This window comes from Stenotrophomonas sp. Marseille-Q5258, assembly GCF_946900935.1.
GTDB lineage: Bacteria > Pseudomonadota > Gammaproteobacteria > Xanthomonadales > Xanthomonadaceae > Stenotrophomonas > Stenotrophomonas nematodicola.
The window spans coordinates 114127-130852 of record NZ_CAMPPN010000014.1 but is presented as its reverse complement, the minus strand read 5'-3'; the positions used below and the strand labels follow the sequence as shown (position 1 = coordinate 130852).

Here is a 16726-nt window from a genome sequence, read left to right as displayed (position 1 = left end):
GCGGAAAAAAGGAACGTCCCCGTCGGCTGGGAGGACCGGGTTGATTCTCCACGATCCGCGCCGGCCTGCGTAGTGGCAATTTCGATGAATGGGCGGTGGGCGCGGCCCGCAGGCCGCGCCGATGCCTCAGGCGTGCCCGCCCACGGACGGGGTGTCCGCCTCCTGCCTGGCCAGCTCGCGCGCCACCGCTTCGGGTGAACGCGTGTAGGGGGCCAGCAGCGAGTAGAACGCGGGCACCACGAACAGGGACAGGAAGGTGGAGACGGTGACGCCGAAGATCACCACGATGCCGATGGTGCCGCGGCTGGCCGAACCGGGCCCGCCGGCGACCACCAGCGGGATCGCGCCGACCACGGTGGCGATGGAGGTCATCAGGATCGGGCGCAGGCGCACCATCGCCGATTCGACGATGGCCTGGTGCACGTCGCGGCCCTCGTCACGGAGCTGGTTGGCGAACTCCACGATCAGGATGCCGTTCTTGGCGGCCAGGCCGACCAGCATCACGATGCCGATCTGACTGAACAGATTGATCGTGCCGCCGCTGACGTACAGCCCCAGCAGCGCGCCGAGCACGCCCAGCGGCACAGTCAGCATGATCACCAGCGGGTGGATGAAGCTCTCGAACTGGGCGGCCAGCACCAGGTACACCACCAGCAGCGCCATCGCGAAGGTCAGCAGCACCGCGCTGCCGGCGTTCTGGTACTCGCGCGACTCGCCCTTCCAGTCGATCTGCGCATGCTGCGGCAGTTCCTCGCGGGCGGTCTGCTGGGCCCAGGCGATGGCCTCGCCCAGCGGATAGCCCGGCGCCAGGCCGGCGCTGATGGTGATCGAGCGCAGCCGGTTGAAGCGGTTGAGGTTGCCGGCCTCGGCCACTTCGCTGAGCGTGACCAGATTGGACAGCGGGATCAGCTCGCCGTTGGCGGCACGCACGCGGATGGCGGCCAGATCGTCCGGCGAGGCACGCCCGTCGCGGCCCGCCTGGACCAGCACGTCGTACTCTTCGCCGTTGTCGACGAAGGTGGTGACACGCCGCGAGCCCATCATGGTTTCCAGCGCGCCACCGATCGCGGTGACCGGCACGCCCAGGTCGGCCGCACGCTGGCGGTTGATGTTGACCCGCATCTGCGGGCGGGTTTCCTTGTAGTCCGAATCGGCGCCGACCAGACCGGGGTTGTCGGCCATGCGCAGCAGCATGCGGTCGCGCCACTGGGCGATCTCGGCATACTCGGGGCCGCCGAGGACGATCTGGAACGGCTGGCCCTGGCTGCGCACCAGGCCGCCACCGACCTGGGTACGCACGCGCACGCCGCGCAGGTCGTTGAGGTGGGTCTGCAGATCGGCCGCCACATCGGGCGTGGATACATCGCGCTGGCGCCACGGCTGCAGGAACACGCTGATGCGGCCGGTGTGCATTTCCTCGCTGGCGCCGAAGCCGCCGGGCACACGCGGATTGGCGCGCACGATCGGCTTGTCCTCGCCGACGAAGCCGGACACGATCTTCTCCACCTGCTGGACCTGGCCGACCGTGTAGTCGAAGCCGGCACCTTCGGGGCCATCGATCATGATCTGGAACGAGCCGCGGTCTTCGGCCGGCGCCAGCTCGGATGGCAGCAGCTTCAGCAGCGCCGCGCTGGCCAGCAGCGACAGCACCATCACCACGATGTAGATCCAGGTGCGCCCGACATGGGCGTCAAGCACCCGGCCGTACGCGGCCGACAGGCGGTCCAGGTTGCGGTTGATCACCCCATGCAGGCCGCGCGGCGGCTGGCCGGCATGCGGCTTGAGCAGCTTGGAGGCCATCATCGGGGTCAGCGTCAGCGACACGAACGCGGACAACGCCACGGCCGCCGCGAGCGCCACGGCCAGTTCGCGGAACAGGCGGCCGGTGTTGCCTTCAAGGAAGCCGACCGGCAGGAACACGGCCACCAGCACCGCCGTGGTGGCGATCACCGCGAAGGCGACCTGCGCGGTACCGCGTTTGGAGGCGACCAGGGGCGGTTCGCCGAGATCGATGCGGCGCTGGACGTTCTCCACCACCACGATGGCGTCATCCACCACCAGGCCGATACACAGCACCAGCGCCAGCAGGGTGAGCAGGTTGATCGAGAAGCCGAAGGCGTACAGCGCGATGAAGGCGGCCACCAGGCACACCGGCACCGTCACGGCGGGAATCAGTGCGGCGCGGAAGCTGCCGAGGAACAGCCAGATCACCGCCAGCACCAGCAGCATCGCCTCGACCAGCGTGGCGTACACGCGGTCCACCGCCGCTTCGATGAAGGTGGTGTTGTCGAAGGCGACGAAGATCCGCGTACCCTGCGGCAGCGTGCTGCCGATGCGTTCGGCTTCCTCGCGGGCCTCGCGTGCCACGTCCAGCGCATTGGCGGTGGAGGTCTTGACGATGCCCAGGCCGATGTTGGGCTCGCCATTGCTGCGGTAATAGGCGCGGCGTTCGGACGAGGCCAGCTCGATCCTGGCCACATCGCCCATGCGTACCACGTAACCGTCGGCGCCCTTGCCCAGCGGAATGCCGGCAAAGTCCTCGGGTTTGACGTAGTTGCGTTCCACGCGCAGGGTGAAATCGCGGTCAGCCGATTCAATCCGCCCCGCCGGCAGCTCCACGTTCTCGTTGCGCAGCGCGGTTTCGACATCGCCCACGGTCAGGCCGCGCGCGGCGAGCTGGTCGCGGTCCAGCCAGATCCGCATCGCATAGCGCTGGCGGCCGCCGATACGCACCTGCGCCACGCCGTCCAGGCTGGAGAAGCGGTCAACCACGTAGCGGTCGGCATAGTCGCTCAGTTCCAGCGTGTCCATCGTGGTCGAGCTCATGTTGAGCCAGATGATGGGGTCGGCGTCGCTTTCGACCTTCGCGATCTCCGGTGGCCGCGCCTCTTCGGGCATGCGGTCGGCGACCCGGCTGACCGCGTCGCGGACGTCATTGGCGGCCGCTTCGATGTCGCGGTTGGAGGTGAACTCGATGCTGACCTGCGCGCGGCCGTTGGAACTGCGCGCGTTGATGGTGTCGATGCCCTCGATGCCGGCGAGTGCGTCTTCCAGCACCTGGGTGATGCGGCTTTCGATCACCGCCGCGGAGGCGCCGGTGTAGTCCACCGACACCGACACGATCGGCGGATCGATGGCCGGCAGCTCGCGCAGCGTCAGGCGGGTGAACGACATGATGCCCAGCACGACGAGCAGCAGGCTCATCACCACGGCAAATACCGGGCGCTGGATGGAGACGTCGGAGAGTTTCATCCGCCGGCGCCCGTCCGTGCGGCCGGTACCGGTGCCGCCACCGGGGCAGGAGCGGTGGCCGGCGCGGCGTCGTGCGCCTGCACCTTAAGGCCGGGGCGAAGCTTGCCGGTGCCGTCCACCACGATGCGGTCGCCGGCCTGGATGCCGCTGCGGATCTCGACCACGCCGGCGCGGCGGGCGCCGGTGGTCACATCGGTACGCTCCACGCTCTGGTCGGCCTTGACCCGGTACACGAAGGCGTCGCGGCCGACCTGGACCACGGCGATTTCCGGAATCACCAGGGCCTGGCGTTCCGGTCTGAACATGCGCACGTCCAGCAGCATGCCGGGACGCAGCGCATGATCGGCATTGATGAAGTCCGCGCGCACGGTGACCGCACGGGTGCCCGGATCGACACGGGTGTCGATGGTGGCCACCTCGCCGTCGAACGTGCGGCCGGGATAGGCCACGCTGGTGGCGCTGACCTTGTCGCCGGTGGTCAGCGAGGCCAGTTCGGCCTCCGGCACCTGGAAGTCCACGTGCATCCGCTCGATGTCATCCAGCGTGGCGATGGTGGTGGACGGCGTCACCAGTGAGCCGGCGCTGACCTGGCGGATGCCGAGCACGCCGGCGAAGGGCGCACGCACCCGGCGGTCGCCGATGTCCGACTGCATTTCACGCACACGTGCCTCGGCGGCATCGCGGATGGCGCGCTGGGTATCCAGCGTCGCGCTGGCCACCAGTTGCTGGGCAGCCAGTTCGCGCTGGCGCCTGTACAGCTGGTCGGCTTCGGCGAAGGTCGCCTGCGCCTGCAGCAGGGCCGCTTCCTGGGCCTGGCCGCGCAGGGTCACCAGCGGTGCGCCGGCGTTGACCTGCTGCCCGCTCTCGAAGTGCACCGTTTCGATGATCTCGCTGACTTTGGCGGTGATCGTCACCGACTCGCGCGCCTTGGCGGTGCCCAGCGCCTGCAGCGTGTCGCTCCATGCCGAGGGCTGCACCACCTGGGCCGTCACCGGCACGGCGTCGGCCTGCCGGCGTGCGGCCTCGTCTTTGCTGCCACAGCCGGCCAGGAAGGCCAGCCCGAGGCCAACGGCGATGCGCGCGGTGATGCGTCCCAACATGAAGAAAAATCCCGGATGTTCCACGACCGGCAAGTGTAGCCACGGGCTGTGTCAAGACATATGTGCCAAGCGTTTACCACGGGCTTCACATCGGTCGATGACAGGCGCAACGCCTTTCGTGCTGGGGCTTGCCACGCATGTAACGGCGTGTGTCAGCGCGTGTCGATTTGCGTCGCTGGACCCTCCGGAAGGGGGGCGCTCAGCGCCCCCCCTTCACGTACTCAGTAGCGGTAGTTCACCTTCATCCAGGCGGTGCGGCCCGGCTCATTGATGCGGACCGGATCGGCCGGGAAGCCGAAGTCGGCACTGCCGGCCAGATTCAGGTGCTCGCTGTAGGCACGGTCGAACAGGTTGTCGATGCCGGCGCTGAGCCGCAGTGCATCGCTGAGCCGGTAGCCGGCGTTGAGCGCCAGCGTGGCGAAGCCCGCGCTGGGGCCGAGGTCGCGGGCGACCACATTGCCCTGCCCCACCGCCACACGGTGCTGGCGGGTCACCGCCCGGCCCAGCGCGCCAACGCTCCAGCGCTCGCCTTCCCAGTTGGCGCTGAGCCGGGCTTCCAGCGGCGGCATCTGCGGCAGTGCGCCGCCGTTGGTGCGGTTCTCGCCCCAGGCGTAGGCCAGCGTGCCGCCGAGCTTCCAGCGTTCACCCAGCCGCACGTCCGCACCGGCTTCGGCACCGGCGATGCGCGCATCGATGTTGCCGGCCTGGGCCATGCTGCCCATCATGCCGCCCTCGTGGTAGGTGAACAGGATGTAGTCCTGCACCCGGCCCGCATATGCCGACACCCACGCCTCCAGGCGCTCGCTGCGGTACTGCAGGCCGAGGTCGAGCTGGGTGGTCTTCTCCGGCTGGATGCCGGCGAACGCGTTCGGCGCGTGCATCGGCCCCATGTCCGGCGAGAACAGTTCCCAGTAGTCCGGCATGCGCTCGCTGTGGCCGATGCCGGCGTACCAGGTCAGCGCCGGCGCGATGTCGCGCTCGATGCGCAGGAAGCCGCTGCCCAGGTCCTCGCGGCGGGTCTGCCCGGCGGTGGGATTGGGCATGCCCATCATGCCGGTGGTGGCGCGTTTGTCGGTGACCTCCGCCCGGTCGATGCGCAGGCCGCCAAGCCAGCGCTGCGTGGTGCCTTCGCCGAGGGTGATCTCGGTGAACGCGCCGCGCGTATCCAGGCGTGCATCGATGCGCCAGGGCTGCAGCCGGTAGGTGTTGCGGCCCATCGCGTTGCGGCTGCGATGGCGGCTGTCCTGCGCATCGATGCCGGCAACGATGGCGATGTCCTGCCAGCGCCATTCCGAGGCGATGCGGCCACCGGTAGTGCGCCGGTCGACGTTGGAGCCCATCGGCATCGGCATGCTGCTGTCCGGGTTCGGCGTGCGCAGCGTGTAGTTGTCCATCACGTGGTCGGCGTCGTTGTAGTAGACGTTGGCCTGCAGCCTGTCCCACGCGCCGGGCAGGTTGTCCTTCTCGAAGCGGGCCGCGTAGCTGGTGCGCTTGAACGCCGCCCCGTCCATGCCGCGCCCGGCGTACCGCGCGATCGCGTCGCCGGTGCCGGCCGACAGTTCGAGCACGGTGTCGGCATCGGGCGTCCAGCCGATGGCGACGTCGCTGTTCCATTTGCGCCACTTCGACGGCACCACGTTGCCGTCGCCATCGGTGTAGTCGTCCGCTTCGGAGCGGTTGCCGTTGACCCGCACATAGCCCGCGCTGGCGCCGGCGGTGAGATCAAGCACCTGGTCATTGCGATTGCGCGAGCCGACCAGCGCGCTGGCATCCACATCGATCCCCGGCGTATCGAAGCGCGGCGTGTCGCGCTCGAAGCGCACCGTGCCGGCCGATGCCCCGGCGCCCCAACGCACACTCTGCGGGCCCTTGATGATGGTCAGCCGGTCGAAGGTTTCCGGCGCGATGTAGGACAGCGGATTGTCCATCCGCGACGGGCACGCACCGATCAGGTTGCCCTCGTTGCTGACGATGTTCAGGCGCGAACCGAACATGCCGCGCAGCACCGGGTCGCCGTTGGTACCGCCGTTGCGGATGGCCGAGAAGCCGGGAACGGTCTTGAGGTAGTCGGCACCGTCGCTGGCCGGCACCGGCTGGCGTGGCAGCCGGGGGTCGGTGACCCAGTGCAGCGGCGAGGACGGCGCACTGGCGGTGACCACCAGGGTGTCCAGGGTGCGGGCGGTATCGCGCTCGGCGGCGTGCAGTGGCAGTGCGGCCAGCGCAAGGGACAGGGAAACAGACAGGCGCGTCGATGCGCCCGCGCTGCGGGAAGAAGCGATCATGGTGGAACTCCGGAAAACGCACAGGCGCGCGGCGCCATCACGGCGTCGCGCAGCAGGAAGAGAGAGAGGATGGATCTCAGGCGTTCAACGGCGGGCCGCGGGCCGCATGCGCGGGCCAGCGCAGGCTCCGCGGGGCGGCGACCGCACGCAGGACACGCGGCGCGATGACCGGCAGTGCCGGCAGCAACAGCACCAGCACCGCCAGCCACGGCATCAGCCGTGAGGCCATCATGCAGTACTCGCACGCCTCGCCATGCCCGGCGTGTTCGCCCAGCGGTGGCACAACCGGCGTGGCCGGGGTGGCATGGGCGTCGCCGTGCGGGGCGTGGGTGGCCATGTCGTGGCCGGGCATCGCGTGGCCGGCCATTGCGTGGCCGGCATGGGGATCGACGGCGGCAGCGATCGGCGGCGGATGGGCCATGCCCATCGGCATCGCCATCACCGGCGCATCGGCATGGGCCTGCTGCCAGCGGCTCACCAGCGGCGCCAGCGCCATCAGCAGGGTCGCCACGAAAGCGAGCTGCAGAAAGAAGGCGTACGGGCGGCGACGACGGTTCACCGCATCAGTGTAGACCGCGCTCCAGGGTTGGCCGTGCGACGAACCGTCGCAGGCACTCGTGCCGACGCCCGGGTCGGCCCTCACCGATCACACGGTGATGGTCTGGGTCAGCGACTCCCAGGTGGGCGGCAGCGGCCAGTTGGCCTCCTGGTTGCCGTCGATCACACGGCGCAGGTCGCGGGTATCGATCTGCGGAGCGAGCACGTGCACCAGCTCCAGCGCGTAGTCGCGCAGCACACGGTCGCGCGGCAGGACGGCCCAGGCGATGCACTCGTCGATCGGCGCCGGGGCGGGCCAGGCGCGCAGGTCCTCATCACTGGCATTGACCGCCATCTCCGCCAGCAGGCCCACGCCCAGACCGGTGCGGACGTAGGTCTTGATCAGATCCGCGTCGAGCGCGGTCAAGGCGATGTCCGGGGTCAGCCCGGCGCTGGCGAAGGCCCGCTGCAGGGACGAGCTGCCCCGGGTGGACGATTCGTAGCTGATCAGCGGATGGGTGGCGAGCGCCTGCAGGTCCGGCGCGGCGCCGGGACGGTCAAGCGCGTGCCCGCGCGGCACCAGCACCAGCCGACGCCAGCGGTACAGCGGAATGGCGATGCCGGCACTGGGCTCGGCCCCGGCCGTGGAAATGATCGCGATGTCCGCATCGCCCTGGCTCAGCAGGTCCAGCGCATCGCTTTCGGCGGCCTGCTGCAGATGCACGCTGACCTGCGGGTAGGCCTGTTTGATCCGCGCCACCGCCGGCGGCAGCACGAAACGCGCCTGGGTGTGGGTGGTGGTGAGGATCAGCTGGCCCTGGCTCTCGCGGCGCTGGTTGGCCGCATAGGTGCGGATGTTGTTGGCCTCGGACAGCACCGCCCGGGCGCGGCCGATCACCTCGACGCCGGCCGGCGTCACCGCTTCCAGGCTGCGGCCCTTGCGCACGAAGAGCAGGAAGCCAAGCTCGTCCTCCAGCTGTTTGAGCTGCTTGGACAGGCCGGGCTGGGTGGCGTGCACGCGCGAGGCCGCCAGCGTGATGTTCAGCTCGGCGTCGGCGATGGCCACCAGGTAACGGAGTTGGGTGAGCGTCATGGGCGTGCGGTGCCGCTGGCGGAAAGGAGGCAATCCGACTGTAGGGCAATTGCCATCACCCGCTTATAACCAAACGTTGTTTAAGAAGGGTATCAGGTCATTTCCCGGCGTCATATGCCGGCGCTACGGTCTGCCGGTACACCCGGAGACGCCCCTGCGGCCGCGCCGGGCCGGCGCCACCGCGATCCGGCGCCCGACTCCCCCGCCGCACGGCCACCGGGCGGCACCGAACCGCTCTGGAGCTTCCCATGACGCTGTACAACTCCATTCTGGACACCATCGGCAACACCCCGGTGGTGCGTCTGCATCGCCTGGCCCCCGACCACGTGACCCTGTACGCCAAGGTCGAGGCATTCAACCCCGGTGGCTCGGTCAAGGACCGGCTGGCGCTGGCGATCGTGCTGGATGCCGAGGCGCGGGGCCTGCTCAAGCCCGGGGACACCATCGTCGAGGCCACGTCGGGCAACACGGGCGTGGCCCTGGCGATGGTGGCCGCCGCGCGCGGCTACAAGTTCGTGGCGACGATGGTGGAAACCTTCTCGATCGAACGCCGCAAGCTGATGCGTGCCTACGGCGCCAAGGTGATCCTGACCCCGGCCGCCGAACGCGGCTCGGGCATGGTCCGCCGCGCGAAGGAACTGGCCGAGGAACACGGCTGGTTCCTGGCCAGCCAGTTCGCCAATCCGGCCAACCCGGCCTACCACCGCAACACCACCGCGCCGGAGATCCTGCGTGACTTCGCCGGCAGGCGGCTGGACTACTTCGTCACCGGCTGGGGCACGGGCGGCACCCTGACCGGCGTGGGTGAAGTGCTCAAAGTGGCCCGCCCGGACACCCGCATCATCGCCACCGAGCCGCAGGGTGCGGCCCTGCTCAAGGGCGACGAGTGGAAGCCGCACAAGATCCAGGGCTGGACCCCGGATTTCGTGCCGGAGGTGCTCAACCGCAGCGTCTACGACGAGCTGCTGACCGTCGACGATGCCCGCGCCATCGAGACCGCGCGCCGCCTGGCGGCCGAGGAGGGCCTCTTCGTCGGCATCTCCGCCGGCGCCACGGTGGCCAGCGCGCTGGACATCGCCGCACGCGCCGAACCGGGCAGCGTGATCCTGGCGATGCTGCCCGATACCGGCGAACGCTACTTCTCCACCCCGCTGTTCGCCGACATCAACGAAGGCTCCGACGACGACTGGCTGGCCGGTCTGCCTTGATCCCCACGTTGTCCCGGTAGCCACCCGACGCCCACCCCACGGTGGGCGTCGTCGTATTCATCGCAGCTGCGGCGCCTTCATCTGCCGTGAAGCCGGCGCACCGCATGGTGTCGGCATCGGGCAGCGCAACACCGGGTCGCACTGCCTGAGACGACGATGACGCAGCCTAGATGCCCTGCCCGTTACTGTGCAGGAAAGGATGTCATCCCGTTGGTTGGACCCGGACTCAGTAAGGAGCGGTACGCATGAAGATCGAAGTGTGGCAGGGCGACATCACGACCCTGGCGGTGGATGCGATCGTCAATGCGGCCAACGAATCCCTGCTCGGCGGCGGCGGCGTGGACGGCGCGATCCATCGCGCGGCCGGTCCAGCCCTGCTCGAGGCCTGCCGGGCACTACCGGAGATCCGCCCGGGCATGCGCTGCCCGACCGGCGAGGTTCGCGCCACCGATGCCTACGACCTGCCGGCGCGCTATGTGTTCCACACCGTGGGCCCGGTCTGGCAGGACGGACAGCGCGATGAACCGGCGCTGCTCGCCAACTGCTACTGGAAATCGCTGCAGCTGGCGGAAAAGCTGGACCTGCAGTCAATCGCCTTCCCGGCCATCAGCTGCGGCGTGTTCGGTTACCCGCTGCACCAGGCCGCACAGATCGCCGCCACCGAGACCCTGACCTGGCAGCGCTCACACCGCCAGCCGCGCCGCATCATCCTGGTGGCCTACAACGCCGCCACCTTCAAGGTCTACCAGCAGGCATTGGCCGCGCAGGGCCAGCCAGTGGAAAGCCCGGTACTCGCAGGCACCCCCGCATCGCCGGGGCGCACCGGCCTGGACCTGGATCTCGGTCTGCCGCCGGCCGCGGCACTCTAACCGCCGGCCGAGACCGGCACGGTCGGCAATACGCCGGCCGTGCCGTACACCCAGGCCTGGAAGAAGTCGTCGAGCGGACGCCCTGCGGCCTGCTCCATCGCGCGCTGGAAGTCGGCTGTCACCACCGCCCGCCCGTCGTGATCCCGGGTGTAGCTGCGCAGCCCCTGCCAGAACACCGCCTCGCCCAGTTCCTCGCGCAGCAGGTGCAGCACGTAGGCGCCCTTCTGGTAGACCACTGCACGGTCGTCGGCGCTGGGCGCATCCCACGCGGCGTAGACCAGTGCGTGATCGGTGCCCTTGGCGCGCAGACGGTCCAGCCGCGCCCGCCAGCCCGCCACCTGCCGTTGGTAGGCAGCCTCGCCCTGCGCATGCTGCAGCCAGGCCGCAGTCATGAAATTGGCCATGCCTTCGTTGAGCCAGAAGTGTTCCCAGCTCGCGCAGGTGACCCGGTTGCCCCACCACTGGTGCGCGGCCTCATGCGCCATCAGCGCGGTCTTCTCCGGTGCCTCCAGCACCTCGGCGCCGTACGCCTCGGACAGCAGCGACACCCCGGCCAGTTCCTGCCCGATCGTGCGCGCCACCAGCGCCTGCTGGTAGTCGCCCCGATACGGCAGGCCGGCACGCTCGGCAAAGAAGGCCAGCATGTCCGCCGTGGGCGCGAACACCCGGCGCAGCTCGTCCGGCGAGCGCTCCGCCGACAGATAGCGCAGCGCCACCCTGCCCGGCTGCACCACCTCGCGGTACCGCCCGGCTGCGAAGCCGTACACGTAGCCGGGCATCGGCGTTTCCAACGCCCAGCGGTGCTGCACGCGGCCATCGGCCAGCGTGCGCGGCGCGAGCGCGCGTCCGGTGCCGGTCGCCAGCAGTCCTGCCGGCAGGGTCAGCGACAGCGACAGCGTCGCGCGCTCGTCCGGCGCGTCCACCGACGGCATCCACTGGCTGGTGGAGAAGATCGCGTACACCTCCTCGCGTGCCGGCGCGAACTCCAGCCCGAAGGCTGGCGCGCCGTGATAGGCGATCTCCAGGTCCACCTTGCGCCCGGCCCGCAGCGGCCGCGCCAGGGCGATCCGCACCTGCCCCTGCTCCCGCACGAACGTCAATGGCGTGCCGCCCTGCCGTACCGACGTGATGGTCAACGCACCGGCATCCAGGGTGATCTCCGCGAGCCCGGCACGCAGCGCGCGCAGCCGCACCACCTCGTTGCCCTGGATGCGCCCACCGGCGATGTCCGGGTCCAACGCCACCGCGTAATGCAGCACATCGAATCCCCGTACCGGTGATGCCCATGCTGCCGGAACGGACAACAGCCACCACAGTCCCAGCAGACCAGCGCAACGTTGCATCACCGGCAGACATCCCTGTGCGGAAAAAGAAGCGACATCCTGCCAGAACATGCGCTCCGTCGGCCGACCCGCAGTCGGCCCTGCGATGTGCGTCGCACTGCGGAACGCACGGACGGTCGCGGGCCGCGCGGAGGGCGGCAGGAAAAAAACGCCGGCCCAGAGGCCGGCGTTGTTCAGCGCACGCAGGGCGTCGAACGGATCAGCCGTTCCACTTGCCCAGCGCGGCCTGGCCGTTTTCCTTGGCGCGGTCGTAGACCGTCTGCTGCGCCTTGGCGACGTTGGCCTTGGTGTCCTTGGCCCACAGCTTCAGCGCGGCCTGCTGCATGGCACGGCCGTAGGAGAAGCTCAGCGGCCACGGCAGGTTGCCCATCTGGTTCATCGCATTCAGATGCGCGGTCGACTGCTCGTCGCTCTGGCCACCGGACAGGAACACCACGCCCGGCAGGATCGCCGGCACGGTGCTCTTGAGGCACATCACGGTCGACTCGGCCACTTCCTCGACGTCGGCCTGCTCATCGCAGCCCTTGCCCGAGATGACCATCGAAGCCTTCAGAATGGTGCCTTCCAGCAGCACGTTCTGCTGGTACAGCGCGTCGAACAGCGAACGCAGCGTGGCTTCGGTGACTTCGTAGCAGGTTTCGATGTCGTGGTCGCCGTCCATGATCACTTCCGGCTCCACCATCGGCACCAGGCCGCATTCCTGGCACAGGGCTGCATAACGGGCCAGCGCGTGCGCATTGGACTCGATGCAGGTGCCCGACGGAATGCTCTCGCCGATGTTGATCACTGCACGCCACTTGGCGAAGCGCGCGCCCAGCTTGTAGTACTCCTGCAGACGCTCACGCAGGCCGTCCAGGCCTTCGGTGACCATCTCACCCGGGCAGCCGGCCAGCGGGTGGGCACCCTTGTCGACCTTGATGCCCGGAATCATGCCGTGGTCGGCCATGTACTTGGCGAACGGCACGCCGTCCTTGGTGGACTGGCGGATGGTTTCGTCGTACAGGATCGCGCCGGAAATATGCTCGTTGAGCTTCGGCGTGGTGAGCAGCAGCTCGCGGTAGGCGCGACGGTTCTCCTCGGTGTTCTCGATGCCCACGCTGGCGAAGCGCTTGGCGATGGTACCGGTGGATTCGTCGATCGCGATGATGCCCTTGCCCGGGGCGACCATGGCCTGGGCGGTTTCGGCCAGCTGTTCGATGCTCATGTATTTCCTGTGGCGGGTGCGGGAAAACCGCAATTATAGCCCCCGCCTTCCGTGAACTGGCCGTCCACGGAATCTGGAAACGCTTTCAGACGCGCAGGCCCCGATGCGGCGTGATGTGGCCGGGACGCGTCCGGGCGTCGGGGGTGGCCGCGTGGCGGCGGACGCATACGGCCGCCGGGCCCCCGGTCTGCCGTGCAGACCGGGGTGCACCAGCGCGCAGGCGCGGACCCGTTACAGGTCGCCGAGGCCGCTCGCGCGGCCGTCTTCGCCCACTTCCAGCAGGCGCAGGGTGTTGGTCGCACCGTGGGTTTCCATGTGCTCACCACTGGTGAACACCACGCGGTCGCCGGCCTGCAGCAGGTTGGCTTCCACCAGCAGGCGGATGCTGCCGCGCGCCGCTTCGCGCGGGGTGAAGCCGCGGCTGTCGAAGTTGATCGGGAACACATCGCGCATCAGCGCCATCTGGCGGCGGGCGCCATCATGGCGGGTCACCGCGAACACCGGTGCCGAGGCACGGAAGCGCGACAGGTAGCGGGCAGTACCGCCGGATTCGGTCATCGCCACGATCGCGCGCACGCCGACGTGCTGGGACAGGAACATGGTCGCCATTGCGATGGCCTGATCGGCACGTTCCAGGTTGCGCGGCGAGGCGCCGAAGTCGGTCTCGGTCTGGAACTGGCGTTCGGCACCGAGGCAGATGCGCGCCATCGCTTCCACGGCCTTCACCGGGTACGCACCGGCGGCGGTTTCAGCCGACAGCATCACCGCATCGGTACCGTCGATGACCGAGTTGGCCACGTCCAGCACTTCGGCGCGGGTGGGGATCGGGCTTTCCACCATCGACTGCAGCATCTGGGTGGCGGTGATCACCACCTTGTTCTGCGCCAGCGAGGCCTTGATGATCTTCTTCTGCAGGCCCGGCAGTTCGGCGTCGCCGATTTCCACGCCAAGATCGCCACGCGCCACCATCACCACGTCGCTGGCGTCGACAATCTCTTCCAGGTTCTCGATGGCTTCGGTGCGCTCGATCTTGGACACCAGTGCGGCGTAGCAGCCGTGCGATTCGGCGATCGCGCGCGCATCGTTCATGTCCTGCGCATTGCGGCAGAACGACACCGCGATGAAGTCCACGCCGATCTTGGCCACGATGCCGATCAGTTCCTTGTCGCGCTCGGTCAGCGCGCCCAGCGACAGGCCACCGCCCTGCTTGTTCAGGCCCTTGCGGTCGGAGAGCACGCCGTCATTGAGGACCGTGTTGATGATGCGCTCGCCCTGCACTTCCAGCACCTGCAGCTGCATCAGACCATCGTCGAGCAGCAGCACGTCACCGGCCACCACGTCCTGCGGCAGGCCGAGGTAGCTCACGCCCACCTGGGTGCTGTCGCCGGCCGGTGCGTTCGGCGAGGCGACCAGGTCGAAGCGGTCGCCCGCTTTGAGATGGATCTTGCCTTCAGCGAAACGCTCGATGCGGATCTTCGGGCCCGGCAGGTCGGCCAGAATGCCCACTTCCACGCCCACCCGCTGCGCGGCGGCGCGCACGTCGGCGGCGCGCTTGGCCTGGCCGGACGGGTCGCCGTGACTGAAGTTGAGGCGGACCACGTTCACGCCGGCGCGGAAGAGATCCTCCAGCACGCCCGGCGGGTCGGTCGCCGGTCCGAGGGTGGCAAGGATCTTGGTGCGGCGCTGACGCTCAATCATGGTAAATGGGCTCCCGGGAAAGGGTCGAAATTAGCACACCCTTCACGTCCCATGAATACGTTTACAGCCTTGTCGTAGCTGGCTTTGTCCGATGTCCTGCAGACAGCGCAGGATGACAGGGCGGACATCCCGCCGCGTCAGCAGGACGCCAACGCCTGACCCTGTTGACTCTTCGCTCGACATGCGGCGGCGTACGGAACGCCGCCGCCGCCCTCAATCGATCAACGACAACAGGGCCTCCGGCGAGGCCGCGATGTGCTGCGCGCCTGCATCGCGCAGCTCATCGGCACCGCCGAATCCCCACAACACGCCGATATTGCGCATCGCGTGATGACGCGCGCCGGCGATATCCATGCGCCGGTCGCCGATCATCCAGCACTGCTCCGGCACCCGTGACAGACGCCGGAGCGCCTCGGCCACCAGCTGCGGCTTCTCGCTGCGGCTGCCGTCCAGGGTCGCGCCGATCACATCCTCGAAGCAGCCCCCAAATGGCAGGTGCTCGATGATGCGGCGTGCATGCGGCTCGTTCTTGGCGGTGACGATCGCCAGCCGGTGGCCCCGCTCGTGCAGTGCCTGCACGACCTGGCCGATCTGCGGGTAGACCACGTGTTCTTCCCAGCCGAGCACCTCGAAGCGCTCGCGATAGAACGCCACCGCCTGCTCCACCTGTGCCGGATCATCGAACAGCGGCGCGAAGCTGGTGCGCAGCGACGGTCCGATCCAGCGCCGGAGTTCCTCCTCCGGCGGCACCGGCCGGTCCAACGCGGTGAGCGCATGCGCCACGCAACGGGTGATGCCCACGGCCGAGTCGATCAACGTACCGTCGAGGTCGAAGAAGAGCGTTGCACGTGCTTCAACGGCGGGACGGCCCACGGTGGTCACGCCCCGATCGTGGTCGATCACTGGCCGCGGGCCTCGAGCGCGGCCACCGCCGGCAGGGTCTTGCCTTCCAGGAACTCCAGGAACGCGCCGCCACCGGTGGAGATGTAGCTCACCTGGTCAGCGATGTCGTACTTGTCGACCGCGGCCAGCGTATCGCCACCACCGGCAATGGAGAACGCCGACGATGCGGCGATCGCCTGCGCCAGCGCCTGCGTACCGTGGCTGAACGCCTCGAACTCGAACACGCCGACCGGGCCGTTCCAGACCACGGTGCCCGCCTTGGCGATCAGCCCGGCGTAGTGCTGGGCGGTGTCCGGGCCGATGTCCAGGATCAGATCGTCCTCGGCCACGTCGGTGACCGCCTTGACCGTCGCTTCGGCGTCCGGCAGGAACTGCTTGGCCACCACCACGTCGGTGGGCAGCGGGATCTCGGCACCGCGCGCCTTGGCATCGGCCACGATCCTGCGGGCGGTGTCGAGCAGGTCCGGCTCGTACAGCGACTTGCCCACGGCATGGCCGGCGGCGGCGATGAAGGTGTTGGCGATGCCGCCGCCCACGATCAGCTGGTCGACCTTGCCGACCAGGTTGGCCAGCAGTTCCAGCTTGGTGCTGACCTTGCTGCCGGCCACGATCGCCAGCAGCGGCTGGGCCGGCGCGAGCAGCGCTTTGGCCAGCGCGTCCAGTTCGGCCATCAGCAGCGGGCCACCGGCGGCCACCGGGGCAAAGCGGATCACGCCGTGGGTGGAGGCCTGCGCACGGTGCGCGGTGCCGAACGCATCCATCACGAACACGTCGCACAGCGCTGCGTACTTGCGCGACAGCGCTTCATCGTCCTTGCCTTCGCCGACATTCATGCGGCAGTTTTCCAGCAGCACGATCGAGCCTGGCGCAACGTCGACACCGTCGACCCAGTCGCGCACCAGCGGCACCTCGCGGCCCAGCAGCTGCGACAGACGCAGCGCCACCGGTGCCAGCGAATCGGCGTCGCTCCACACGCCTTCGGTGGGGCGCCCCAGATGCGAGGTCACCATCACCGCCGCGCCCTTCTCCAGGGCCAGCTTCAACGTCGGCAGCGATGCGCTGATGCGCTGCTCGGACGTGATGCGGCCGTTTTCGATCGGTACGTTGAGGTCCTGGCGGATCAGCACGCGCTTGCCGGAAAGGTCGAGGTCGGTCATGCGAACGATGGACATGGGCAACTCTTTGGCGGAAAGGGAAAGGGCGCCGCGTACGACGCAGACGCCCATTGTAGATGACC

Annotated in this window: 12 protein-coding genes; 2 read left to right on the top strand and 10 right to left on the bottom strand. The window is 68.8% G+C overall.

The window, feature by feature from the left end; genetic code table 11:
* Positions 1 to 126 precede the first annotated feature (126 nt).
* The 5 genes from OC534_RS11225 to OC534_RS11205 all read right to left on the bottom strand — a co-directional run bounded on the left by OC534_RS11225 (position 127) and on the right by OC534_RS11205 (position 8264).
* Positions 127 to 3252, bottom strand: coding sequence for an efflux RND transporter permease subunit (locus OC534_RS11225; protein WP_262071802.1), 3126 nt, complete (start codon positions 3250 to 3252; stop codon positions 127 to 129).
* Entirely contained in the window at positions 3249 to 4352 is a 1104-nt protein-coding gene (locus tag OC534_RS11220) for an efflux RND transporter periplasmic adaptor subunit (RefSeq protein WP_136003002.1), read from the bottom strand. The genes OC534_RS11225 and OC534_RS11220 overlap by 4 nt, the downstream gene beginning before the upstream one ends.
* 221 nt (positions 4353 to 4573) lie before the next feature.
* Positions 4574 to 6634, bottom strand: coding sequence for a TonB-dependent copper receptor (locus tag OC534_RS11215; protein WP_262071801.1), 2061 nt, complete (start codon positions 6632 to 6634; stop codon positions 4574 to 4576).
* Positions 6635 to 6710: 76 nt separating this feature from the next.
* Positions 6711 to 7130: a hypothetical protein gene (locus tag OC534_RS11210; protein ID WP_037591436.1), complete on the bottom strand. Its 420-nt coding sequence runs from the start codon at positions 7128 to 7130 to the stop codon at positions 6711 to 6713.
* 150 nt (positions 7131 to 7280) lie between these two features.
* A complete protein-coding gene (locus tag OC534_RS11205; RefSeq protein WP_017356573.1) occupies positions 7281 to 8264 on the bottom strand; it encodes a LysR family transcriptional regulator in 984 nt (327 codons plus the stop codon).
* A 248-nt stretch (positions 8265 to 8512) separates the two neighbouring features.
* On the opposite strand from OC534_RS11205, the gene cysK reads away from it, so the two are divergent.
* Entirely contained in the window at positions 8513 to 9472 is a 960-nt protein-coding gene (gene cysK / locus OC534_RS11200) for a cysteine synthase A (RefSeq protein ID WP_136002998.1), read from the top strand.
* A 245-nt stretch (positions 9473 to 9717) separates the two neighbouring features.
* Positions 9718 to 10341 carry an O-acetyl-ADP-ribose deacetylase gene (locus OC534_RS11195; RefSeq protein ID WP_017356575.1) on the top strand — a complete coding sequence of 208 codons (624 nt, stop codon included), beginning with the start codon at positions 9718 to 9720 and terminating at the stop codon, positions 10339 to 10341.
* Here OC534_RS11195 and OC534_RS11190 read toward each other — a convergent pair.
* From OC534_RS11190 to OC534_RS11170, 5 genes are all read right to left on the bottom strand, one after another.
* Positions 10338 to 11684 (bottom strand): M1 family metallopeptidase, encoded by a 1347-nt coding sequence (locus OC534_RS11190; RefSeq protein ID WP_262071800.1) that lies wholly within the window; start codon positions 11682 to 11684, stop codon positions 10338 to 10340. The genes OC534_RS11195 and OC534_RS11190 overlap by 4 nt on opposite strands.
* A gap of 199 nt (positions 11685 to 11883) precedes the next feature.
* The gene (locus tag OC534_RS11185; protein ID WP_017356577.1) at positions 11884 to 12888 is read right to left on the bottom strand and encodes a class I fructose-bisphosphate aldolase; all 1005 of its coding nucleotides are present in this window, start codon (positions 12886 to 12888) and stop codon (positions 11884 to 11886) included.
* Between the two features lie 231 nt (positions 12889 to 13119).
* Positions 13120 to 14586, bottom strand: a complete 1467-nt coding sequence (gene pyk / locus OC534_RS11180) for a pyruvate kinase (RefSeq protein ID WP_017356578.1) — start codon at positions 14584 to 14586, stop codon at positions 13120 to 13122.
* A gap of 213 nt (positions 14587 to 14799) precedes the next feature.
* Positions 14800 to 15468 carry an HAD hydrolase-like protein gene (locus OC534_RS11175; protein ID WP_229296481.1) on the bottom strand — a complete coding sequence of 223 codons (669 nt, stop codon included), beginning with the start codon at positions 15466 to 15468 and terminating at the stop codon, positions 14800 to 14802.
* A 17-nt stretch (positions 15469 to 15485) separates the two neighbouring features.
* Positions 15486 to 16661: a phosphoglycerate kinase gene (locus OC534_RS11170; RefSeq protein ID WP_017356580.1), complete on the bottom strand. Its 1176-nt coding sequence runs from the start codon at positions 16659 to 16661 to the stop codon at positions 15486 to 15488.
* Positions 16662 to 16726: the final 65 nt, after the last annotated feature.

Coding starts and splice junctions, on each gene's coding strand:
- OC534_RS11170 (WP_017356580.1), bottom strand. CDS start 16,661: ATGTCCATCGTTCGCATGACCGACCTCGACCTTTCCGGCAAGCGCGTG.
- pyk (WP_017356578.1), bottom strand. CDS start 14,586: ATGATTGAGCGTCAGCGCCGCACCAAGATCCTTGCCACCCTCGGACCG.
- OC534_RS11220 (WP_136003002.1), bottom strand. CDS start 4,352: ATGTTGGGACGCATCACCGCGCGCATCGCCGTTGGCCTCGGGCTGGCC.
- OC534_RS11195 (WP_017356575.1), top strand. CDS start 9,718: ATGAAGATCGAAGTGTGGCAGGGCGACATCACGACCCTGGCGGTGGAT.
- OC534_RS11185 (WP_017356577.1), bottom strand. CDS start 12,888: ATGAGCATCGAACAGCTGGCCGAAACCGCCCAGGCCATGGTCGCCCCG.
- OC534_RS11210 (WP_037591436.1), bottom strand. CDS start 7,130: ATGGCGCTGGCGCCGCTGGTGAGCCGCTGGCAGCAGGCCCATGCCGAT.
- OC534_RS11215 (WP_262071801.1), bottom strand. CDS start 6,634: ATGATCGCTTCTTCCCGCAGCGCGGGCGCATCGACGCGCCTGTCTGTT.
- OC534_RS11190 (WP_262071800.1), bottom strand. CDS start 11,684: ATGCAACGTTGCGCTGGTCTGCTGGGACTGTGGTGGCTGTTGTCCGTT.
- OC534_RS11225 (WP_262071802.1), bottom strand. CDS start 3,252: ATGAAACTCTCCGACGTCTCCATCCAGCGCCCGGTATTTGCCGTGGTG.
- OC534_RS11205 (WP_017356573.1), bottom strand. CDS start 8,264: ATGACGCTCACCCAACTCCGTTACCTGGTGGCCATCGCCGACGCCGAG.
- cysK (WP_136002998.1), top strand. CDS start 8,513: ATGACGCTGTACAACTCCATTCTGGACACCATCGGCAACACCCCGGTG.